Source organism: Streptomyces sp. NPDC045701 (assembly GCF_056432045.1).
Genome location: NZ_JBWKJV010000038.1, coordinates 19741 through 40700, shown reverse-complemented (window position 1 = coordinate 40700; position 20960 = coordinate 19741). Strand labels below are relative to the sequence as shown.

Genomic DNA, 20960 nt, shown 5'->3' with positions numbered 1-20960 from the left:
CGCCCGGTTACATTCCGAACCCGGAAGCTAAGCCTTTCAGCGCCGATGGTACTGCAGGGGGGACCCTGTGGGAGAGTAGGACGCCGCCGAACAATTATTAGCCTCAGTCCCCGGACAATGTCCGGGGACTGAGGCTTTTTTGCGTTCAGGGCGAGTTCCTGCTTTTAGGGTGACCGTATGCGATACGAACTGGTGATCTTCGACAACGACGGTGTCCTCGTCGACAGCGAGCCGCTGTCCAACACGATCCTGGCCGGGTACCTGACCGAGCTCGGCCACCCCACCTCGTACGAGGAGTCGCTGCGGGACTACATGGGGGCCGCGGTGCACCGGATTCACGACCTGATCCTGGAGCGGACCGGGCAGCGGCTCCCCGAGGACTTCGACGACGAGTTCCACGCGCGGGTCTTCGCGGCGTTCGCCCGGGAGCTGGAGGTGGTCGACGGGGTGCCGGAGATGCTGGGGAAGCTCGCCGCCGAGGGGGTGCCGTACTGCGTCGCGTCGTCCGGGAGCCACGAGCGGATCAGGGTGGGGCACCGCAAGACGGGGCTGGACCGGTGGTTCCGGGAGGGCAACGTCTTCAGCGCGCAGGACGTGGGACGGGGAAAGCCGGCGCCGGATCTGTTCCTGTACGCCGCCGAGCGGATGGGGGTGGCGCCCGAGCGGTGCGTCGTCGTGGAGGACAGCCCGCTCGGGGTGCGGGCGGCGCGGGCGGCCGGGATGGACGTGTACGGGTTCACCGCGATGACGCCGGCGGCGCGACTGGGCGCCGTGAACGGGTGCTTCGACGACATGGGGCGGTTGCTCGGGTTGCTCGCGTGAGTGATCTGTCCCGCGATCGGTGAGCGCCCTACGCTGTGCCGCCATGACGGATGCGCGGATGCGTCGCGGGCGTGGCTCGCTGGTGGTCTCCTTCTTCGTCCAGGGGGTGACGTTCGCGCTGCTGGTGACGCGTATCCCCGCCGTACAGGACCGGTACGGGATATCCGACGCGTTGCTGCCGGCCTTCCTGGCGGCCGTCCCGGTACTCGCCGGGGTGGGCAGCGTGTGCGCGGGAAAGCTGGTGCGGCGGGTGGCGCCGGGTGCCGTCCTCAGGTGGGCCCAGCCGGTCGTGCTGCTGGCCCTGCTCGGCGTGGGCGCCGGACAGCGGCTGTGGCACGTGGCCGTGGCGCTCGGGGTGTTCGGGCTGGCCGTCGGGGCGCTGGACGCGGCGATGAACATGCTCGGGGTGAGCCTCCAGCAGGCGTACGGGCGGAGCATCATGCTCGGGTTCCACGCCGCGTACAGCCTGGGCGGGATCGTGGGGGCGTCACTGGCGTGGGCGGCGGTGCACCGGGACGTGGCGCTGGGGGTGTCGTACCTGACGGTCGTCGTGGTCGTGCTGCCGGCGGCACTCGTGGGGAGCCGGTGGTACGTGGACGGGGAGCGGCGGACGGCGGAGCGGCCGGCGGGGCGTGCGGCGGGGGGCCTGGTGCCACTGTGCCTGGTGATGACGTTCGCGTACATCGGCGATTCCACGGTGTCGAACTGGAGCGCGAAGTACGTGACGGACGTGCTGGGCGGTTCGGAGGAGCTGGCGACGGTGCCGTACAACGCCTATATGGTCACCACCCTGCTGGGGCGGGCCGTGGGGGACCTCGGGGTGCGGCGGTTCGGTGCGGTGGTCGTGGTGCGGGGCGGTTCGGTGCTGGCGGCGGCCGGGTTCGGGCTGGTGGCCGTGGCGCCGGTGGCGTGGGCGGGGCTGGCGGGCTTCACGGTGCTGGGACTCGGGCTGAGCGTGCTGGTGCCGCAGACGTTCGCGGCGGCACGTGACGACGCGGAGGTGGCGCGGCTGAACGTCTTCAACTACGCGGGCTACCTGGTGGGGTCGCCGTTGGTGGGCGTGCTCGGTGACGCGTGGAGCTACCGCGGGGCGATGGTGGTGCCGCTGGTGCTGGTGCTGATGACGCTGCGGTACGCCCGGTCGTTCGACGGTCAACCGGACCGATACGGTGGCGGGCATGAGCGGCCGCGCACTGTTGATGTGGGATGACGCACTCACCGGGTACGACTTCGGGGACGGGCACCCGATGGATCCGGTGCGGCTCGAACTGACCATGGGGTTGGTGCGGGCGTACGGCCTGGACCGCGCGGTCGACGTGGTGGCCGCCAAGCCGGCCGGGGACTCGACGCTGCGGCTGGTGCACCGGGAGGGCTACGTCGCTGCCGTGCGCGCGGCGTCGGCGCACCCAGGGGCGGCCGACCAGGCGTACGGACTGGGCACCCTGGACGACCCGGCGTTCGCCGGGATGCACGAGGCCTCCGCGCTGATCGCGGGTCAGTCCGTGGGCGCGGCGGAGGCGGTGTGGCGCGGTGAGGCCGCGCACGCGGTGAACTTCGCGGGCGGACTGCACCACGCGATGCCGGGGTCGGCGGCCGGGTTCTGCATCTACAACGACGCGTCGCTGGCGATCGCGCGGCTGCTGGAGCTGGGGGCCGAGCGGGTGGCGTACGTCGACGTGGACGTGCACCACGGGGACGGCGTACAGGCGGCGTTCTGGGAGGACCCGCGGGTGCTGACGGTGTCGCTGCACGAGCACCCGCGCACGCTGTTCCCGGGCACCGGGTGGCCGGAGGAGACGGGCGCCTCGGGGCCCGCCGAGGGCGGCGCGGTGAACGTGGCGCTGCCCGCCGGGACCGGCGACGCGGGGTGGCTGCGGGCGTTCCACGCGACGGTGCCCGAGCTGCTGGCGGACTTCCGGCCGCAGGTGCTGGTGACGCAGCACGGGGCGGACACGCACTTCGAGGACCCGCTGGCGCACCTGGCGGTGTCGCTGGACGCCCAGCGCGCCGTCCAGGCCGCCTGCCACGACCTGGCGCACGAGTACGCCGGAGGACGCTGGATCGCCCTCGGCGGGGGCGGTTACGCGGTCGTGGACGTCGTCCCGCGCTCGTGGACGCACCTGGTGGGCATCGCCGCCGGCGCTCCGGTGGACCCCGAGTCGGTGATCCCGTCGTCGTGGCGGGACGAGGTGTACGCGCGGACCCGGCAGCCGGCGCCCAGGCGGATGACCGACGGGCGGTGGCCGGTGTCGTGGCGGAGCTGGGACGAGGGGTACGACCCGGCGGACCGGCTGGACCAGGCGGTGCTGGCGGCTCGGCGCGCGGTGTTCCCGCTGCGCGGGCTGCTGGCGTAGGGGGGCCTGTCGGGTCCGGCTGTGCTCGCGGGCGGGGTTAGGCCAACTGTGGGGTGTCCGGGCCGTTCCGGTGCCGGGCCGGGTGGGCTGCGGCAGCATCGGCGGGGTGTTGAGTACCGGTGCACTGCGCGCGCATCTGCTGGCGGCCAGGCTGGCCGGCCCGGTGGCCACCTCGCGGGAGGACAGCCTCCGGAGCTATCGCCTCTTCGCGGCCCGGGACCCCCGGGTGACCCTCGGGCTCGATCCCCGGTGGTCGTGGGACGAGGGGGACCTGTTACGCCTCATGGCCGACAAGTGCGGGGTCTCCGACGACCCCGCGTACCGGTCCGGGCCCGATGTCATCGACCCGGAGCGGACCTTGACCGCGCTGGGCGCCTTCGCGGCGCGGCTGGCGGCGGCCGCCCGGGGACGGGCACCGGTGCTGCTCGGGACGGGGCACCCGCACCGACTGCTCGGTTTCTACGCCGGGCTCGCAGACGCTTTGTCGGCGGCCGGATGTCTCGTTCTCACACCCGCGAAGGGCCGATGTGTCGACATAACGACCCGGTTCGGCGTACGTACGTACAGGCTCGACTACGTACGGGGAGTCGCGTTGGTGCGGGAACCCGGGCGCGAGGGCGCCGGTTGTGAGACCGGCGCACACACCCATTCACCCCTCCCGGTCAGGGCCGCCCTGGAGGGTCTCGCGGATGTCGGGGGGCCGCTGCCGGAGCTCGTCGTAGGGGACCACGGATGGGTCTGCGGGGCAGGTCAGCTGGGTATTGAGGCCGTCGGCCTGGCCGACACGGACGACCCCGCGCTGTTCGTCGGGGAGGCCGAGGGGCGGGTGTCCGTCGCCGTCCCGCTGGATGACGCTGTGCGGTCCGATTACTACCGACCGCTTACTCGCTATGTACTCAATCGGGCGTGTCTGTCACGGTAGGCGGCCGATGGCAGCTCCTCTTCCCCACTCGTATCACCCGCCCCTAGTCTGGTGAGTGAGCGCACCGCGACGAAGAGTCACCGGAGGGGAAGCCGGTGGGCGTTGTGGGCGGAAGGTACAGGTGGGTCATGGCTGCTGCTGGCGAGAGGCCTCTCAACGAGGTCAAGTTCCTGACCGTGGCGGAAGTCGCCTCGGTGATGCGAGTGTCGAAGATGACCGTGTACCGCTTGGTGCACAGCGGTCATCTGCCGGCGATCCGGGTGGGCAGGTCGTTCCGGGTTCCGGAGCAAGCGGTTCACGAGTACCTCCGGGAGTCCTTCGTGGGGGTGGAGACCGCGTAGCGGTCGTCCGCGGAGTCCCGCGCACCCCTGGATTACAAGCTCGGAGCTTTGGCCGGTAGGCTAGGCCGACGTAGGTCGTGTGGGCCCAGACGCCCCGCACCGAGATCCCCGCCGATGCGGGGGTGTTCCGAGAAGTGAGCGAGGGTAGTCGTGGGCTCTGTTATCAAGAAGCGGCGCAAGCGGATGGCCAAGAAGAAGCACCGCAAGCTGCTCAAGCGCACTCGCGTTCAGCGTCGCAACAAGAAGTAGGCGACGGCTGAACGTGCGCGTTCCGCGGCCCTCCCACCGGTTCCGGTGGGAGGGCCGCGGTGTTTCCCGGATGCCTCCGGGGGCCTGCGCGGTGCTCCCGGTGGTGCGGCGGTCGTCACAGCGCGGCCGTCACCCGCTACGGTGGCGCATAGGCGAGGGACCGAACGGAAGGCGCTGATCTTGGGAAAGGTCGTGCTCGTCACCGGTGTGGCCCGGCAACTCGGCGGCAGGTTCGTCCGCCGCATCCAGCGTGACCCCGGTGTGGAGCGGGTGATCGGCGTGGACGCCGTCCCGCCCTCGCACCGACTGGGCACCGCGGAGTTCGTCCGCGCCGACATCCGGCAGCCCGCCATAGGGCGGGTCCTCGCGGAGTACGAGGTCGACACCGTCGTCCACCTGGACGTCACCGGGACACCGCTGGGCACCGGTGGCCGGACGGCGGTCAAGGAGACCAACGTCATCGGCACCATGCAGCTGCTCGGGGCGTGCCAGAAGTCGCCGACGGTCAGCCGGCTGGTCGTGAAGTCCAGCACCAATGTGTACGGCTCCGCGCCCCGTGACCCGGCCGTCTTCCTGGAGACGACCCCCGCGAAATCCCTGCCGAGCGGTGGCTTCGCCAAGGACGCCGTCGAGGTGGAGGGCTACGTGCGGGGCTTCGCGCGCCGGCGGCCCGACGTGGCGGTGTGCGTGCTGCGGTTCGCCAACATCCTGGGGCCCACCGCGGACTCCCCCCTCGCCGAGTACCTTTCGCTGCCGGTCCTGCCGACGGTGTTCGGCTACGACCCGCGCCTTCAGTTCGTCCACGAGGACGACGTCGTGGAGGTCCTGCGGATCGCCTCCCAGGAGCCGCGGCGCGGGACGCTCAACAGCGGCACGTTCAACGTGGCGGGCGACGGTGTGCTGACGCTGTCGCAGTGCTCACGGCGGCTGGGGCGGCCGACGGTGGCGGTGCCGATGCCGGCGGTCACCTGGATCGGCACGGCGCTGCGTACGGTCGGTGTGACCGACTTCTCACCCGAGCAGATCAGGCTGCTGATGCACGGACGGGTCGTCAGCACGGCGCAGATGCGCGAGACGCTCGGCTTCGAACCGAAGTACACCACCGCGGAGACGTTCGCGGACTTCGCACGCAGCCGCGGGCCGGGCCTGCTGCCGCCCGAGGCGGTCGCGGGGGCGGTCGACCGGATCGCCGCGCGGCAACTGCCGTTCCTGGGCGGCGGCCGGGCGAAGACGACGCACAGCGCCGGATGAGGGAGCGCGATTCAACGATGGCGGACGCCAAGGTCATTCCGTTCGACGACGACCGGTCGCGCTCGGGTGCGGCCACCCCGCGACCGGGGCGCCGGCGGCCTGCGCCGGGCGGCGGCACGCGGCGGCGGAACGGCGAGGGCGCGGTGAGCCCGCTGCCCGGGGCGCAGGCCGCCGCCGACGGGTCGCAGGACGCCGACGGGTCGCCCGCCCCGGGCGTGTCCGGCGGCGGGGAGGCCCGGGCGGAGGGGGCCGGCGCCGGTGCCTGGGATCGGCGGATCGCGGGCGGGCTGGCGTTCCTGCGCCGACGGCTCACCGGCGAGTACGAGGTCGACGAGTTCGGGTACGACGAGGAGCTCACCGACCAGGTCCTGATGTCGTTGCTGCGGCCGCTGTACGAGAAGTACTTCCGGGTCGAGGTGAAGGGCATCGAGAACATCCCGTCCGAGGGCGGGGCGCTGGTGGTGGCGAACCACTCGGGGGTGCTGCCGCTGGACGGGCTGATGATGCAGATCGCCGTGCACGACAACCATCCGGCCGGGCGGCACCTGCGGCTGCTGGCCGCCGACCTCGTCTTCATGCTGCCGGTCGTCAACGAGCTGGCCCGCAAGGCCGGGCACACGCTGGCGTGCGCGGAGGACGCCGAGCGGCTCCTCCAGCGCGGCGAGGTCGTCGGGGTGATGCCGGAGGGCTTCAAGGGCATCGGGAAGCCCTTCAGCGAGCGCTACAAGCTCCAGCGGTTCGGCCGTGGCGGGTTCGTGTCGACGGCGCTGCGGGCGGGCGCTCCGATCGTGCCGTGCTCGATCGTGGGGGCGGAGGAGATCTATCCCATGATCGGGAACGTGAAGACCCTCGCGCGGGTGCTGGGCATTCCGTACTTCCCGGTCACGCCGACGTTCCCCTGGCTGGGGCCGCTCGGTGCGCTGCCGCTGCCGACGAAGTGGACGATCCAGTTCGGGGAGCCGATCCCGACGGACGGGTTCCCGCTGGAGGCGGCGGAGGACCCGATGCTGATGTTCAACCTGACGGACCAGGTGCGGGAGCAGATCCAGCACACGCTGTACAAGCTGCTGGTGCAGCGACGCTCGGTGTTCTTCTGACACACCATGAAGGGTGGGTGTCCCTCCGGCGAGGGCACCCACCCTTCAGCGTGTCTACCCGGCGTCCTCCTTGTCGATCCCGAGGCCGGGAAGGATGCCCGGGAGGATCGGCGGGATGGTGACGTCCGGTGCCGGCGGCGGTGTGGGCTGGCCACCCGTGTTGCCCGTGGCGGGCGGGGGTGTCGACGGGTCCGGTTCGAGCAGCCCGCCGGTGTTGCCGCCGAGCAGGCCGTCGTCCTTCGCCGCGCCCGGTCCGGAACCGGAGGGGCCGGGCTTGCCGCTGCTGCCCGGGGGACGGCTCTGCGGGGAGGACGGGGCCTGGTGGGACGGCCCGGAGCCGGAGGAGTCCTGGGAGGCACCCGGACGGCCGGACCCCCGGCCGTCGCTCCGCTCGGGCGGCTGCGGCAGCTGGGACTGGAGCGGTCCGACCTCTTCGTCCATGGCGGCGAAGACGTCGCTCACCTCGTCCCCGACGTCGGTCAGCTGGACGGGCAGCCGGTCGCGGAGGCCGTTCCAGACCTCGCGGTGGCTGCGGGCGAACGAGTTGAGCGTGGCCAGCGGGGCGATGGCGCCGTCCCGCTCGTACGCCAGGCGCAGCAGTCGGTGGCCCTCGGTGGCGTCGTGCTTCATGCCGTTCAGCGCGCGCCGGATCTCGCCCAGGGACTCGTGGTCCAGCACCCCGGACCGGTCGCGCTCCATGAGGCGGCGGGCCTCGCTGAGCCGGGTGGAAGCCTGGTCGAGATAGATCCCGCCCCGGTCGGCGTCGTCGTCCGCCATACCGAGCTTGAGGTCTTCCATACCGCGCTTCAGCCCGTAGAGCGAGTCACCGGGGAGGGCGTCGGAACTGGCGGCGGCCACCCCGCTGAACGCGCCCGCCGCCACACCGACCGTGAGGCCGCCGGCGGCGAGCCCCTTCGACCAGCGGGAACGGGGCCGCAACTTCCGGAGCGCGGTCGCCCGGTGGGCACCCCGCCCCGTCGCCGCCCGCTGCTCCGGCACCGTGCGGCCCGAGGACGCGCCTCCCTCGGGGGCCGCGCCCTCCAGGAACAGTGCTTCCATGGCGGCGACGAGCTGCGCCCGTTGCACCACCTTCACGTCCGGGTCCATCTGCGGCTTCGGCAGTTCGCCGAGACCGTTCGCCAGGGCCAACAGCCGACCCTGCTCGGTCGGTTCGACCGATGCCTCGGGCTGCTCGGCCGTCTGTTCTTCCAGGGCCTGGGCGAAGGCGTTCGCCCGCCGGTGCGCCGATACGTTCGCGATCACTGGCGGCACCTCCTCTCGTCATGACGGTCGACTCCCCGGGGGTTCCGGAAGGTTGCACACCATGAACCCATCCACACGAACGAGTGAGTGGCGGGGGTCAGGGTGTGACCACAGGGAGCCTGCATCCCGCACAACGAGCGGCTCGGCACTTGGGTTACGCACGAAAGATGATCGGACCAGCGCGTCACCGTGGCGTCACCGAGGGTCAGTTGGGATGGGTGGGTTCATCGGGCGTCTTCGGGGAGGAGCCGCGCCAGCGTGCGGACGGCCCGGTACTGGAGGGTTTTGATCGCACCTTCGTTCTTGCCCATGACGCGGGCGGTCTCCGCGACGGACAGTCCCTGGAGGAAGCGCAGGGTCACGCACTCCTGCTGCTGCGGGTTGAGCTTGCGGACCGCCTCCAGGAGGGCGGCGTTGGAGAGGGACTCCAGGACCGAGTCCTCCGGGCTGCGCTCGACCTCGTTGGCGTCGAGCATTTCGCCGGTGGTCACTTCCAGCCGGAATCGGCTCGATTTGAAGTGGTCGGCGACCAGGTTGCGAGCGATGGTGACCAGCCAGGCGCCGAAATCGCGTCCCTGCCAGGTGAAGGTGGAGATGCGGCGCAGGGCGCGCAGGAACGTCTCGCTGGTCAGGTCCTCGGCCGTCGCCTTCCCGCCGACGCGGTAGTAGATGTAGCGGTAGACGGTGTCGCTGTACTGGTCGTACAGGCGACCGAAGGCATCGGCCTCGCCGGCCTGGGCGCGCTCGACCAGCTCCATCATGCGCGCGCTGTCGCTGTCGGCGGTGGGCCGACGGGCGGTGGTCGAGGTGCCCGAACCGCCCCGGCCGCCGCGTCTCCCGACGGCGGCACCGCCGTCGGCGAGGGCATAGCAAGGACCGGCCAGTGCCGGTGAGGCGAAGGCCGGGGCGGCGTACGCGGTGGGGACGAAGCCGCGCAGATGGTCGAGGACCGTCGCGCGGAGCGTAGCCAGGCCCGAGGCGTCAACCCCGACGTGTGGGTACACGGGACTCCCAGAGGCAGAGCTTCCATCACGTGCAGTACGAAACCTTTCACCCGTCGTAGCGACGCGTGAGGGGTCCCGTATGCGTTTGAGGAGAATAACGCTTAGTGCAGGGAGCGCTACGCCGAGTTGCTCAAATCATCGATTCAGTCGCTTCTGTTACGTCTACGGGGCTGATCAAGTCGCACTTCGTGACCATTTATTGATCGGATTACTTCGAGAAGTGTTTGGGTGCAGGTTCTCTTGTGCCCGAGTGCGCGCGGGGCGACTGGCCCGGGCCGGAGGCGGGTAAGAAGCCGGTTTGGCCGACGGCGGTCGGCGGCGGTCGCCGGGCGGTCGGCCGGCTGGTCAGCGGCGGCGGCGGTGGAGGGCCACGGCGGCGGCCGTGCCGCCGGCGAGGGCGCCCACGCCCGCGGCGGCCGGGATGCCGACCTTGGCGGCCTTGCGGCCCGTGCGGTAGTCGCGCAGGCGCCACTCGCGGTCCAGCGCGTACCGGCGCAGCTTGGCGTCCGGGTTGATGGCGTACGGGTGGCCCACCAGGGACAGCATGGGGATGTCGTTGTGGCTGTCGCTGTACGCCGCACAGCGCGACAGGTCCAGCCCCTCGGCGGCGGCCAGCGCGCGGACCGCCTCCGCCTTGGCCGGGCCGTGCAGGGGCTCCCCGACGAGCCTGCCGGTGTAGACGCCGTCGACGGACTCGGCGACCGTGCCGAGCGCCCCGGTCAGGCCCAGGCGGCGGGCGATGATGGTCGCCGTCTCCACGGGCGCCGCGGTGACCAGCCAGACCCGCTGACCGGCGTCGAGGTGGGCCTGGGCGAGGGCGCGGGTGCCCGGCCAGATGCGGTCGGCCATGTACTCGTCGTAGATCTCCTCGCCGATGGTCATCAGCTCGGAGACGCGGTGGCCCTTGACGATGGACAGCGCGCTGTCGCGGGCGTCCTGCATGTGCTCGGGGTCCTCGACCCCGGCGAGCCGGAACCATGCCTGCTGCCAGGCGAACCGGGCGAGCTCACGGCGCTGGAAGAACTTCCGCTTGTACAGCCCGCGGCCGAAGTGGAAGATCGCGGCGCCCTGCATCACCGTGTTGTCGAGGTCGAAGAAGGCGGCGGCCCGGTCGTCGCCGGGCACGGGGAACTGGGGTTCGGGCGCCGGCCGCGAGGTCTTGCGGGCGGCCTCGGCCGACGCCTCGCCCGCCAGCACGCTGCGTGCCGTGGCGGAGCGCCTGTGGGGGGTGAGCCATCCCGGAGCGGCCATGCGGTGAGCATAGCCACTGTGTTCGGTACTTCCCGACCGGCGGCCGGCCACGGCGTGAACTCTGCGAGGCACCGGTGTGACGCGGGCGGAGAATGGGTGCATGTTCGGACGTACGAAGAAGAAGGCCGGCCCGCGGACCGTGACGCTCATCGGCAAACCCGGCTGCCACCTGTGCGACGACGCGCGGACGGTGATCCGTGAGGTGTGCGCCGAGACCGGGGCGGTGTGGGAGGAGAAGGACATCCTCCAGGACGAGGAGCTCCACCGGGCCTACTGGGAGCAGATTCCGGTTGTCCTGGTGGACGGCGAACAGCACACCTTCTGGAAGGTGGACCCGGCGCGCCTGCGCCGCGCGCTGTCGGCCTGACGGCGCCGGTGCGGTGCGGTGCGGTCCGGCCGCGCCTGCGCGCGCGGGGCGGCGCCTCCTCCGGGGCGTGCGGGCCCTGCGGGGCGCGGGTGTCCGCGGTGTCTGTCGGCGGTGGTGGGGTGGGGCCGGAGGGGTCCCGGCCCCGGACCGCCGGCGGCGAACGCCCCCCGGCTTGCACCGCCCGGGGCGCCCCCGGCCACGCGCGCGGGGCGGGGTGACCGGGAAGGCGGTTACCATCGTGTGCGTTTTGTTGCGCTTCGGGGGCGTGGTCATGAGGAGTGTGTACCGCTTTGTCCCCTACGGCTCGCGAACGGTCCGAGGTGTGCCCCGGTTCCGGGATGGCGCGTTCGATTCGCGTGAGCCCGGTCACTTTGCGCGGACAAAATGGACACCATCTTTGTGCACGCGTTCACAAAGACATAGCCTGCTGTCGACGGGGCGGTCTTGGTACGTATGGCCGCCTGCAGCCCCGCTCATCCCGCAGGAGCACCGTGGCAACTGGCCGAACACACCGACCGGCGACCCGTAGCCGAGGAATCCCCGAGGCCACCGTCGCCAGGCTTCCGCTGTATCTGCGGGCGCTCACCGCACTGTCGGAGCGCTCCGTACCCACGGTCTCCTCCGAGGAGCTCGCCGCGGCGGCGGGGGTCAACTCCGCGAAGCTGCGCAAGGACTTCTCGTACCTCGGCTCGTACGGCACCCGGGGCGTCGGGTACGACGTCGAGTACCTCGTCTACCAGATCTCCCGCGAGCTCGGGCTCACCCAGGACTGGCCGATCGTCATGGTCGGCATCGGCAACCTCGGCGCCGCCCTCGCCAACTACGGCGGGTTCGCCTCCCGGGGCTTCCGCGTGGCCGCGCTGATCGACGCCGATCCCTCGATGGTCGGCAAGCCCGTCGCCGGCATGCCCGTCCAGTTCATCGACGACCTCGAGAGGATCGTCGACGAGAACGGCGTCTCCATCGGTGTCATCGCCACGCCCGCCGGTGCCGCGCAGCAGGTCTGCGACCGGCTCGTCGCCGCAGGGGTGACCTCCATCCTGAACTTCGCGCCGACCGTGCTGTCCGTGCCGGACGGCGTGGACGTGCGCAAGGTCGACCTCTCCATCGAGCTGCAGATCCTCGCCTTCCACGAGCAGCGCAAGGCCGGCGAGGAGCCGGGCGGCCAGGCGGTACTGCCTCCGGTCGTCCGCGACGCGGTCGCCGCCGCGCCCGCCGACGGCCGGAAGGGACCTGACGGGGACATGCCCGCCGTGATGCCGGCATGAGTCTCCTCGTCGTCGGCCTCAGCCACCGCAGCGCCCCCGTCAGCGTGCTGGAGCGGGCCTCCCTCGACACCGACACGCGCGCCAAGCTGCTCCAGGACACCCTCGCCGCCGAGCCGGCCGCCGAGGCGGCCGTCCTGGCCACCTGCAACCGCATCGAGCTGTACGCCGACGTGGACAAGTTCCACGCGGGCGTCGCCGAGCTGTCCACCCTGCTCGCCCAGCACAGCGGGGTCGGACTCGAGGAGCTCACCCCCCACCTGTACGTGCACTACGAGGACCGCGCCGTCCACCACCTGTTCTCGGTGGCCTGCGGGCTCGACTCCATGGTCGTCGGCGAGGGCCAGATCCTCGGCCAGATCAAGGACGCCCTCGCGCGCGGACAGGAGCTGCACACCGCCGGGCGGCTGCTGAACGACCTGTTCCAGCAGGCGCTGCGGGTCGGCAAGCGGGCCCACAGCGAGACCGGCATCGACCGGGCCGGCCAGTCGCTCGTCACCTTCGGGCTGGAGCAGCTGGCGGCCGGCGGCGACGTCGCCGCCTGGGCCGAGGGCAAGCGGGCGCTCGTCATCGGCGCCGGGTCGATGTCCTCCCTGGCGGCCGCCACGCTCGCGCGGGTCGGGGTCGGCGAGATCGTCGTCGCCAACCGGACCCTGGAGCGCGCCGAACGGCTGGTACAGATCCTGACCGAGCCCGGAGGCACCGGGGTGGCCGCACGCGCGGTGGCCATGACCTCCGTGAGCGACGAACTGACACGTGCCGACGTGGTCGTGTCCTGCACGGGCGCGACCGGGCTGGTGCTGACGGGTGTCGCGGTAGAGAGCGCGATGGCCGGACGTACGGCTCCGCTCGCGCTGCTCGACCTCGCCATGCCCCGCGACATCGACGCCGCCGCGCACCGGCTGGCTGACGTCCGGCTCGTCGACATCGAGTCGCTCGCCGACGCCTCCGCCGACGCGCCGATGGCCGCCGACGTGGACCAGGTGCGCGGCATCGTCGCCGACGAGGTCGCCGCCTTCGGGGCCGCCCAGCGGGCCGCGCACATCACCCCCACCGTCGTCGCGCTGCGCACCATGGCCGCCGACGTCGTCGCGGGGGAGATGGCCCGCCTGGAGGGGCGGCTGCCCGGCCTCGACGAGAAGCAGCGCGCCGAGATCACCCAGACCGTGCGCCGTGTGGTGGACAAGCTCCTCCACGCGCCGACCGTACGGGTCAAGCAGCTCGCCAGCGAGCCCGGCGGCGCCGGGTACGCGGACGCGCTGCGCACACTCTTCGACCTCGACCCGGAGACGGTCGCCTCCGTCAGCCGGGCCGACATGAACGACCCGAATAGAGGGCGAGTATGACCGAGAGGGCATTGAGGCTCGGGACCAGGCGCAGCAAGCTCGCCATGGCCCAGTCCGGGCATGTCGCGGAGGCGGTGCGGCAGCTGACCGGGCGGCCGGTGGAGCTCGTGGAGATCACCACCTACGGTGACACCTCGCGCGAGCACCTCGCGCAGATCGGCGGCACCGGCGTGTTCGTCACGGCGCTGCGTGACGCGCTGCTCGCGGGTGAGGTCGACTTCGCGGTGCACTCGCTGAAGGACCTGCCCACCGCGCAGCCCGACGACCTGGTCGTCGCGGCGATCCCGCCCCGCGAGGATCCGCGCGACGTGCTGGTCGCCCGCGACGGCCTGCGGTTCGAGGAACTGCCGGCCGGGTCCCGCGTGGGTACCGGTTCGCCGCGGCGCATGGCGCAGCTCAACGCGTACGCCCGCGCCAACGGCATGGAGATCGAGTGCGTCGCCATCCGGGGGAACGTCGACACGCGGATCGGCTACGTGCGGAACGGGGAGCTGGACGCGGTGGTACTCGCCGCGGCCGGGCTCAACCGCATCGGACGTGGTGAGGAGGCCACCGACCTCCTGTCGGTCGACACCGTCCTGCCCGCTCCCGGGCAGGGGGCCCTGGCGGTCGAGTGCACGGCGGCCGACGCCGGCCTCGCCGCCGCGCTCGCCGAGCTCGACGACCCGTACACCCGGGCCGCCGTGACCGCCGAGCGGTCCCTGCTCGCCGCCCTGGAGGCCGGCTGCAGCGCACCCGTGGGTGCCCTGGCCGACCTGCTGGCCGACGGGCAGGCTGTTCATGAGATGCGCCTGCGGGGCGTCGTCGGCACGACCGACGGCTCCACGCTGGTGCAGTTGTCCACCACCGGTCCCGTACCCACGTCGCACGGCGACGCTGTCGCGCTCGGTCGCGAGCTCGCGTCCGAGATGCTCGCCAAGGGTGCGGCCGGTCTTATGGGGGAGCGAGCACTTTGAGCCCCACCGCTGCATCCAAGGCTTCCTCCGCGTACTCCGCGTGCGGGCACGTCACCTTCCTGGGCGCCGGACCCGGTGACCCGGGACTGCTGACACTGCGCGCCGTCGAGGCCCTGTCGGGCGCTGACGTACTGATCGCCGAGCCGGATGTGCTCGACGTCGTACGCGGCCACGCGCGGGCGGGCGTGAGCACGCCCGAGCTGACGGTTGTTGACGATGCGTCAATGCCCGCCGGGGTCCCCGTGTTGAGGGATGCGACCAATCTTGTCATGGAGGCCGCGCGGGGCGGCAAGCGGGTCGTCCGTGCGGTGACCGGCGATCCGGGGCTCGACGGCAACGCGGGCGCCGAGATGCTCGCGTGCGCCGCCGAGGGCATCCCCTTCGAGGTGGTGCCCGGTGTCGCCGCGGCCGTCGGCGTGCCCGCGTACGCCGGTGTGCCGCTGCGGGACGCGAAGGGCGCGGACGTGCGCTTCGTGGACGCCCGGACCGCGAGCGAGCGGTGCTGGAGCGAGGTGGGGGCGTCGGACGGGACCGTGGTCGTGTCGACCTCGCTGGACTCCGTGGCCGCCGCCGCCGGTGAGCTGGTGTCGGCGGGCCGTAAGCCCGACACCCCGCTGACCGTCACGGTGGCCGGTACGACGACCCGGCAGCGGACCTGGACCGCGACGCTGGGCTCCATCGCGCAGGTGCTGAAGCAGGCGAAGGTGCTGCCGTCGCCCGAGGGCCACCAGCCCGTCATAGCCGTGGTCGGTGAGCGAAGCTCCGCCGCCCAGCGCGACCAGCTCGCGTGGTTCGAGTCCAAGCCGCTGTTCGGCTGGAAGGTCCTCGTGCCGCGCACCAAGGAGCAGGCGGCGTCGCTCTCCGACCAGTTGCGGTCCTACGGCGCCGTGCCGAGCGAGGTCCCGACCATCGCCGTGGAGCCGCCGCGTACGCCGCAGCAGATGGAGCGGGCCGTCAAGGGGCTCGTGACCGGGCGGTACGAGTGGATCGCCTTCACGTCGGTGAACGCGGTGAAGGCGGTGCGGGAGAAGTTCGAGGAGTACGGGCTCGACGCCCGCGCCTTCGCCGGGATCAAGGTCGCGGCGGTGGGCGAGCAGACCGCCGCCGCGCTGGTCGAGTTCGGCGTCAAGCCCGACCTCGTGCCGAGCGGTGAGCAGTCGGCGGCCGGGCTGTTGGAGGACTGGCCGCCGTACGACCCGGTCTTCGACCCGATCGACCGCGTCTTCCTGCCGCGGGCCGACATCGCCACCGAGACGCTGGTCGCGGGGCTGATCGAGCTCGGCTGGGAGGTCGACGACGTCACCGCCTACCGGACCGTGCGGGCGTCGCCGCCGCCGGCCGAGACGCGGGAGGCCATCAAGGGCGGTGGCTTCGACGCCGTGCTGTTCACGTCGTCGAGCACCGTGCGGAACCTGGTCGGTATCGCCGGCAAGCCGCACAACGTGACGGTCATCGCCTGCATCGGGCCCGCCACCGCCAAGACGGCGGAGGAGCACGGGCTGCGGGTGGACGTGCTGTCGCCGGAGCCGTCCGTGCACAAGCTGGCGGAGGCCCTGGCCGAGTTCGGGATGCGGCGCCGCACGGCCGCGCTGGAGGCCGGGGACCCGGTCACGCGGCCCAGCGAGCGCCGTCCGGGCGCGCGGCGGAGGCGCACGACGACCTGACGGCCGGTGGTGTGTTGCCGGTGGTGGGCTGGGAAGCCCGGCGCCGGGTGGGGCGTCCCCCGCGTGGGGGCGCCCCGGTGCGTTGCCGGGGCCCGCACGGCCCGTTCCGGTACGGGCTCGTCCGGCACGGTGTCGGCAAGAGCAGGGGTGGTACGGGCGTAGCGTGGGCGTATGACTTCGTACGGATCCTTCCCCGGTGCGCGGCCGCGGCGGCTGCGGACGACCCCCGTGATGCGGCGGATGGTCGCGGAGACGCGGCTCCACCCGGCGGACCTCATCCTGCCCGCGTTCGTGCGGGAGGGCGTGAGCGAGCCGGTGCCGATCTCGGCGATGCCGGGCGTCGTGCAGCACACCCGCGACACGCTGCGGAAGGCCGCCGTGGAGGCGGTCGAGGCCGGGGTGTCCGGGATCATGCTCTTCGGTGTGCCGGAGGACGCGAAGAAGGACGCGCTCGGCACGGCGGGCACCGACCCGGACGGCATCCTGCAGGTGGCCATCCGGGACGTGCGCGCCGAGGTCGGCGACGATCTCGTGGTGATGTCGGACCTGTGCCTCGACGAGTACACCGACCACGGGCACTGCGGTGTGCTGGACGCGGAGGGGCGGGTCGACAACGACGCGACCCTGGAGCGGTACGCCGAGATGGCGCAGGTCCAGGCGGACGCGGGCGTCCATGTGGTGGGGCCCAGCGGCATGATGGACGGCCAGGTCGGGGTGGTCCGGGACGCCCTGGACACCATCGGCAAGGAGGACGTGGCGGTGCTCGCCTACACGGCGAAGTACGCCTCCGCGTTCTACGGGCCGTTCCGCGAGGCCGTCGGGTCGTCGCTGAAGGGCGACCGCAAGACGTACCAGCAGGACGCGGCGAACCTCCGGGAGTCGATGCGCGAGCTGGCGCTCGACCTGGAGGAGGGCGCCGACATGGTGATGGTCAAGCCGGCCGGGCCCTACCTCGACGTGCTGGCGAAGGTCGCGGACGCGGTGGACGTGCCGGTCGCGGCGTACCAGATCAGTGGCGAGTACGCGATGATCGAGGCCGCCGCGGAGAAGGGCTGGATCGAGCGCGACAAGGCGATCCTGGAGTCCCTGACCGGCATCCGGCGGGCCGGCGCGCAGATGATCCTCACCTACTGGGCGACCGAGGTCGCCCAGCGGCTCGGCCGCGGCTGAGAGCTGCCGCCGGGCAGTTCCGCGAGGACCCGCCCACCCGCGCCGTCGTGGAGCGTGACGCCCCGGTCGCCGGCCGCGCCGGGCGGCGTGGTGGCATGCCCGACGCCCCCGGCCGGGGTCCCGCGCCCGGATGACACCGTGGGGGGATCAGTCCCACCAGAACGTCCAGTCCCGGCGGTCGAGCACCTCCTCGGCGGCGTAGGCGCGGAGCGTCTCGTAGCCGTCCCGGACGGTGTCGGGGCAGAAGGCCGCGTGCTCGGCGGCCACCGCGAGGGCGTCGGCCGGGGTGCGGGGCGGGGCTGCGACGGAGACGGTGAGGACGTCCGGGCCGAGGCCCACGACCCGTATGCCGAACCGGTCCTCCCAGGAGCGCAGGACGGTGGAGATGTGGACGGCGTCGGCGTGGTCGGCGGCGCCGCCCCAGCCGAGGACCGCCGGGATGTCGGCGCTGCGGCGGGCCGGGACCAGGCCGCCGCGGGTGCCCTTCAACCAGTCGTCGTCCCCGGCCAGTTCGGCCGCCGTGCGGGCGGCGGCGTCGTCCGGGTCGGTGCCGCCGGGGGCGGGCGGGGCGAGGCCCGGCCACGGCTCGGGCGGCGTCTCGTCGTCCTCCTCCTGGACCAGCCGCCACAGGTCGGCCAGGGTCGTGGCCGCGTCGTGGTCGTCGGGGTCGGCCACCTGGCTCATGTGGAGGAACTGGGTCTCCGTGAGCAGCACCGGCTGCATCCCGGTGGCGTCCCGGGCGGGGAGGAGGCGGGCCCAGGTGTCGGGCGTGGCGGGCTCGTCCGCGTACCAGAGCGACGGCTGGACGCGCAGGGTGCCGGGCGGCAGGTCCAGGCCCAGCGCGTTCGGGTTGATGACCATGGAACGACCATAGGTGCCGCCACTGACAACGCCCGGGGCGACACCTCGCGAACGCGTCGCCCCGGCAGGGGCGTTGCCGTGGGGCCGCGCGCTCAGTACATGAGGGCGTCGTCCATGGAGCTCTGCCAGTGGGTGACGTTCGTGGAGCTGTCGATGTACGTGCCGGCGGGCAGGGTGATCCTGGCCGGGGCGGCGTCGGTCGAGCCTTCGCCGCCGCGGGGGGCGAAGCGCACCGCCAGCTCGCGGGCCGTCCGGCCTTCGCCGCCACTGCCGTCGGCGGCGGCCAGCGTGATGGAGGCGTAGGCCGATTCGCCGGGGGCGAGGGTGACGACCGCCTGCGGCCGGCTGCTGTCGTCGACGGCGGTGGCGGCCTGGGCGTCGTCGAAGCGGAGCAGCGGCGCGTGGTAGGCGTTGCACGGCGTGGAGCCGGTGTTGGTCAGGGTGAGCAGGGCGTGGTTCAGGGGGCGGCTCACCGCGGTGTAGGTGACCTTGGCGCCGGCTCCGCAGGGCGCGGTCACGGGGGTGTCGTCGTTCGGGGCCGCGGGGCCGCCCTTGGCGGGCGTGGCGGTGGGGTCGCCGATTCCGGTCGTGCCCCCCGTCGCCGGGCTCGAGTCGGCCGGGCCCGGGTGGTTCGTGGCCGGGGTGCTCGTGCCCGGCTCGCCGGCCGTGCCGCCCGTCGCCTGGCCGGGGGCCGTCCGGTCGGGGGCCGGGGTCGCCGGTGCGGCGGGGGACGAGGGGGCGGCGGCGCCGGAGGCGTCGTCGTTCCGGCAGGCGGTGAGCGACAGCGCGGCCAGGAAGGCGGTCGCGGCGATGGTGGTGGTGCGGGTGCGGAAGGTACGCATGGTGGGTCGTTCTCCCCGTTGGTGTGCGGTCAGTGACGGTTGATCAGCGCGATGACGACCGCCGTGCAGGCGATCAGTACGGCGACGGCGCAGGCGTCGACGAGGCGCAGGCGTCGGTGGGGCCGCATCGGTGTCCCCTCTCCGGTGGTGCTGGACACACCGTGCCGGGCGGCGTGATCCAGGGGCAATCGGCACGGGACAATGAGGAACGCCGGAATGCCGGAACGGCGCCGGCCTGCGGGTTCGTCGGGTCCCTGGAACGCCTTCCTGGGACGGTGTGCGGTGGAGGGACGGCCGGGTGGGGACCGAGACGGAAGGCTTCGCGGAGGTGTTGCGCGGGCTCAAGGAGCGCTCCGGGCTCAGCTACGGCGCGCTCGCCAAGCGGGGGCACATGAGCACCTCGACGCTGCACCGGTACTGCAACGGGGACGCCGTCCCGACGGAGTTCGCCCCCGTGGAACGGCTCGCGCGGCTCTGCGGGGCGTCGCGGGACGAGATGGTGGCGCTGCACCGGCGGTGGATCGTCGCCGACGACGCCCGGCGGCGCGGCCGTGCCACGGCGCCGGAGGCACCGCTCACGGAGGAGCCGGGCGAGGGCGGTTCGGCAGGATCGGAGCCGGAGCAGGAGGCGGAACAGCCGACCCCGGAACGGGAGCCGGCGGCGGGCGGGGGCCGTTCGGCGGGCCGGGAGGCCGAGTCGGGAGACGCGGTCGGTCCGGCCGGGCGGGTCGGCCCGGTCGACGGGGACGACCCGGCGGACGGCGCGAAGGAAAAGCGGGCGGGGGCACGGGGCGACGGCCCCGTGACCGTCCTCGCACCCCCGCCCACCGGGACGCCCGGTCCCGGCCGTGCACGGCGGCGGGGCAGGCTCCTCGCCGCCGCGGCCGCCCTCGTCGTGCTGACCGGCTCCACCGCGCTCGCCGTGAGTCTGGTCCCCGGTCACCCGCAGCGCCCCGACGACGCGTCGGGCCCCGCCCGGCGCGCCGCGGCGTCCGCTGCCGCCGGCCCGTCCGGCTCCCCGCGCCCGGGACCGCGCCCGGGCACATCCGCCTCCGCGGCACCCTCACCGTCCGCCCCGTCCGGCGCGTCCGCCCCGTCCGGCACGCCCACCCCGGCCGCCGCGCCGACCGGGGCCGCACCGCCCACGGGCGCCGTACCGGACCGGCGCGGCGGAGGCGTACCGCTGACCGTGGACGTGCGCCCGTACGTCTGGCGCGACCCGTGCAGTCAGGTGTACGTGGTGGACCGGCCGCCCGCGAGGGTGCCGCCGCCGCCGTCGGAGCAGGACGCGCGGGGCTGGGTGACCGCGCTGGGCGGGGCGCCCGGCGGCGACATGATGATGGACCTCTCCGTACAGGGCACCGGGCACGAGACGGTGGTGCTCCACGCGCTGCACGTACGGGTGGTGGAGAAGGACGCGCCGCTGGCGTGGAACGCGTACACGATGGGCGTCGGGTGCGGTGGCGAGATGACGCCCCGGAGCCTCGACATCAACCTGGACGTGGCCCGGCCGCGTACCGTGCCCGTCGCGGGGCGGCAGGGCGACAGGGAGATCCCGGCGGGGGACTTCCCGTACAAGGTGTCCGCGAACGATCCGCAGATGCTGCGGGTCACCGCGCACACCGCCGGGCACGCCGTGCGCTGGTACCTGGAGCTGGAGTGGAGCAGCGGGGACCGGCGCGGGACGCTGCGGGTCGACGACCACGGGCGGCCGTTCGCCACGAGCGCCGTCACCGGGCGGCCGGCCTACGACTACCCCCTCGGCGGCAGCGGGTGGATCCCGCACGTGCCGGGCGAGGGGTGAGGGACCGGGCCGTTGGGGGGGGGGGGGGGGGGGGGGGGGGGGGGCCACCACAGCCTGGGTCGAAGGGGTCCGGGGGTGTGGAAACCGAGACAACCCCCCCCCTTTTTGCGATTTCTGCCTTTCCTCCCTCC

At 73.0% G+C, this 20960-nt stretch carries 20 protein-coding genes and 1 rRNA gene; 16 read left to right on the top strand and 5 right to left on the bottom strand.

Annotation, left to right across the window (positions count from 1 at the left end):
* The 9 genes from rrf to AC07DW_RS27665 form a co-directional block, all read left to right on the top strand.
* A 5S ribosomal RNA gene (rrf, locus tag AC07DW_RS27705) occupies window positions 1-92 on the top strand; the annotation flags it as partial.
* Window positions 93-177: 85 nt separating this feature from the next.
* Complete coding sequence (locus tag AC07DW_RS27700; protein ID WP_478860409.1) at window positions 178-822, top strand: HAD family hydrolase; 645 nt, start codon at window positions 178-180, stop codon at window positions 820-822.
* 43 nt (window positions 823-865) lie between these two features.
* Window positions 866-2032 carry an MFS transporter gene (locus AC07DW_RS27695; RefSeq protein WP_478860408.1) on the top strand — a complete coding sequence of 389 codons (1167 nt, stop codon included), beginning with the start codon at window positions 866-868 and terminating at the stop codon, window positions 2030-2032.
* On the top strand, window positions 2001-3176 hold the full coding sequence (locus AC07DW_RS27690; protein WP_478860407.1) for an acetoin utilization protein AcuC: 1176 nt from the start codon (window positions 2001-2003) through the stop codon (window positions 3174-3176). The genes AC07DW_RS27695 and AC07DW_RS27690 overlap by 32 nt, the downstream gene beginning before the upstream one ends.
* 106 nt (window positions 3177-3282) lie before the next feature.
* Window positions 3283-4098 (top strand): phosphatase, encoded by an 816-nt coding sequence (locus tag AC07DW_RS27685; protein WP_478860406.1) that lies wholly within the window; start codon window positions 3283-3285, stop codon window positions 4096-4098.
* A 128-nt stretch (window positions 4099-4226) separates the two neighbouring features.
* Entirely contained in the window at window positions 4227-4439 is a 213-nt protein-coding gene (locus AC07DW_RS27680; protein ID WP_064070100.1) for a helix-turn-helix domain-containing protein, read from the top strand.
* A 150-nt stretch (window positions 4440-4589) separates the two neighbouring features.
* Window positions 4590-4688, top strand: a complete 99-nt coding sequence (locus AC07DW_RS27675) for a 30S ribosomal protein bS22 (RefSeq protein WP_003948845.1) — start codon at window positions 4590-4592, stop codon at window positions 4686-4688.
* 180 nt (window positions 4689-4868) lie between these two features.
* Window positions 4869-5939, top strand: coding sequence for an NAD-dependent epimerase/dehydratase family protein (locus tag AC07DW_RS27670; RefSeq protein WP_478860405.1), 1071 nt, complete (start codon window positions 4869-4871; stop codon window positions 5937-5939).
* Window positions 5940-5956: 17 nt separating this feature from the next.
* The gene (locus tag AC07DW_RS27665) at window positions 5957-7036 is read left to right on the top strand and encodes a lysophospholipid acyltransferase family protein (protein WP_478860404.1); all 1080 of its coding nucleotides are present in this window, start codon (window positions 5957-5959) and stop codon (window positions 7034-7036) included.
* A gap of 54 nt (window positions 7037-7090) precedes the next feature.
* On the opposite strand, the gene AC07DW_RS27660 is transcribed toward AC07DW_RS27665, so the two are convergent.
* The 3 genes from AC07DW_RS27660 to AC07DW_RS27650 form a co-directional block, all read right to left on the bottom strand.
* A complete protein-coding gene (locus AC07DW_RS27660) occupies window positions 7091-8299 on the bottom strand; it encodes a DUF5667 domain-containing protein (RefSeq protein WP_478860403.1) in 1209 nt (402 codons plus the stop codon).
* A 224-nt stretch (window positions 8300-8523) separates the two neighbouring features.
* Window positions 8524-9303, bottom strand: a complete 780-nt coding sequence (locus AC07DW_RS27655) for an ECF subfamily RNA polymerase sigma factor, BldN family (RefSeq protein ID WP_478860402.1) — start codon at window positions 9301-9303, stop codon at window positions 8524-8526.
* Window positions 9304-9648: 345 nt separating this feature from the next.
* The gene (locus AC07DW_RS27650; protein ID WP_478860401.1) at window positions 9649-10554 is read right to left on the bottom strand and encodes an HAD family hydrolase; all 906 of its coding nucleotides are present in this window, start codon (window positions 10552-10554) and stop codon (window positions 9649-9651) included.
* 100 nt (window positions 10555-10654) lie between these two features.
* Between AC07DW_RS27650 and AC07DW_RS27645 the strand changes: the two genes are divergently transcribed.
* From AC07DW_RS27645 to hemB, 6 genes are all read left to right on the top strand, one after another.
* Complete coding sequence (locus AC07DW_RS27645; RefSeq protein WP_478860400.1) at window positions 10655-10921, top strand: glutaredoxin family protein; 267 nt, start codon at window positions 10655-10657, stop codon at window positions 10919-10921.
* Window positions 10922-11412: 491 nt separating this feature from the next.
* Entirely contained in the window at window positions 11413-12189 is a 777-nt protein-coding gene (locus AC07DW_RS27640) for a redox-sensing transcriptional repressor Rex (protein WP_478860399.1), read from the top strand.
* Entirely contained in the window at window positions 12186-13532 is a 1347-nt protein-coding gene (locus AC07DW_RS27635; RefSeq protein ID WP_478860398.1) for a glutamyl-tRNA reductase, read from the top strand. Before AC07DW_RS27640 ends, AC07DW_RS27635 begins: the two co-directional genes overlap by 4 nt.
* Complete coding sequence (hemC, locus tag AC07DW_RS27630; RefSeq protein WP_478860397.1) at window positions 13529-14488, top strand: hydroxymethylbilane synthase; 960 nt, start codon at window positions 13529-13531, stop codon at window positions 14486-14488. Before AC07DW_RS27635 ends, hemC begins: the two co-directional genes overlap by 4 nt.
* Entirely contained in the window at window positions 14485-16152 is a 1668-nt protein-coding gene (locus AC07DW_RS27625; protein ID WP_478860396.1) for a bifunctional uroporphyrinogen-III C-methyltransferase/uroporphyrinogen-III synthase, read from the top strand. The genes hemC and AC07DW_RS27625 overlap by 4 nt, the downstream gene beginning before the upstream one ends.
* 171 nt (window positions 16153-16323) lie before the next feature.
* Window positions 16324-17322 (top strand): porphobilinogen synthase, encoded by a 999-nt coding sequence (gene hemB / locus AC07DW_RS27620; protein WP_478860395.1) that lies wholly within the window; start codon window positions 16324-16326, stop codon window positions 17320-17322.
* A 147-nt stretch (window positions 17323-17469) separates the two neighbouring features.
* Here the strand turns inward: hemB and AC07DW_RS27615 are convergent, their stop codons facing one another.
* Entirely contained in the window at window positions 17470-18183 is a 714-nt protein-coding gene (locus AC07DW_RS27615; RefSeq protein WP_478860394.1) for a DUF4253 domain-containing protein, read from the bottom strand.
* Between the two features lie 92 nt (window positions 18184-18275).
* The gene (locus AC07DW_RS27610; protein WP_478860393.1) at window positions 18276-19025 is read right to left on the bottom strand and encodes a DUF4232 domain-containing protein; all 750 of its coding nucleotides are present in this window, start codon (window positions 19023-19025) and stop codon (window positions 18276-18278) included.
* Between the two features lie 298 nt (window positions 19026-19323).
* Between AC07DW_RS27610 and AC07DW_RS27605 the strand changes: the two genes are divergently transcribed.
* A complete protein-coding gene (locus AC07DW_RS27605) occupies window positions 19324-20829 on the top strand; it encodes a helix-turn-helix domain-containing protein (protein ID WP_478860392.1) in 1506 nt (501 codons plus the stop codon).
* The last annotated feature ends 131 nt before the right edge of the window (window positions 20830-20960 follow it).

Excerpts from the sequence above, each read along its gene's own strand:
- AC07DW_RS27700 (WP_478860409.1), top strand. The coding sequence starts at position 178 with ATGCGATACGAACTGGTGATCTTCGACAACGACGGTGTCCTCGTCGAC.
- AC07DW_RS27695 (WP_478860408.1), top strand. The coding sequence starts at position 866 with ATGACGGATGCGCGGATGCGTCGCGGGCGTGGCTCGCTGGTGGTCTCC.
- AC07DW_RS27690 (WP_478860407.1), top strand. The coding sequence starts at position 2,001 with ATGAGCGGCCGCGCACTGTTGATGTGGGATGACGCACTCACCGGGTAC.
- AC07DW_RS27680 (WP_064070100.1), top strand. The coding sequence starts at position 4,227 with ATGGCTGCTGCTGGCGAGAGGCCTCTCAACGAGGTCAAGTTCCTGACC.
- AC07DW_RS27665 (WP_478860404.1), top strand. The coding sequence starts at position 5,957 with ATGGCGGACGCCAAGGTCATTCCGTTCGACGACGACCGGTCGCGCTCG.
- AC07DW_RS27650 (WP_478860401.1), bottom strand. The coding sequence starts at position 10,554 with ATGGCCGCTCCGGGATGGCTCACCCCCCACAGGCGCTCCGCCACGGCA.
- AC07DW_RS27645 (WP_478860400.1), top strand. The coding sequence starts at position 10,655 with ATGTTCGGACGTACGAAGAAGAAGGCCGGCCCGCGGACCGTGACGCTC.
- AC07DW_RS27635 (WP_478860398.1), top strand. The coding sequence starts at position 12,186 with ATGAGTCTCCTCGTCGTCGGCCTCAGCCACCGCAGCGCCCCCGTCAGC.
- hemC (WP_478860397.1), top strand. The coding sequence starts at position 13,529 with ATGACCGAGAGGGCATTGAGGCTCGGGACCAGGCGCAGCAAGCTCGCC.
- hemB (WP_478860395.1), top strand. The coding sequence starts at position 16,324 with ATGACTTCGTACGGATCCTTCCCCGGTGCGCGGCCGCGGCGGCTGCGG.
- AC07DW_RS27615 (WP_478860394.1), bottom strand. The coding sequence starts at position 18,183 with ATGGTCATCAACCCGAACGCGCTGGGCCTGGACCTGCCGCCCGGCACC.
- AC07DW_RS27610 (WP_478860393.1), bottom strand. The coding sequence starts at position 19,025 with ATGCGTACCTTCCGCACCCGCACCACCACCATCGCCGCGACCGCCTTC.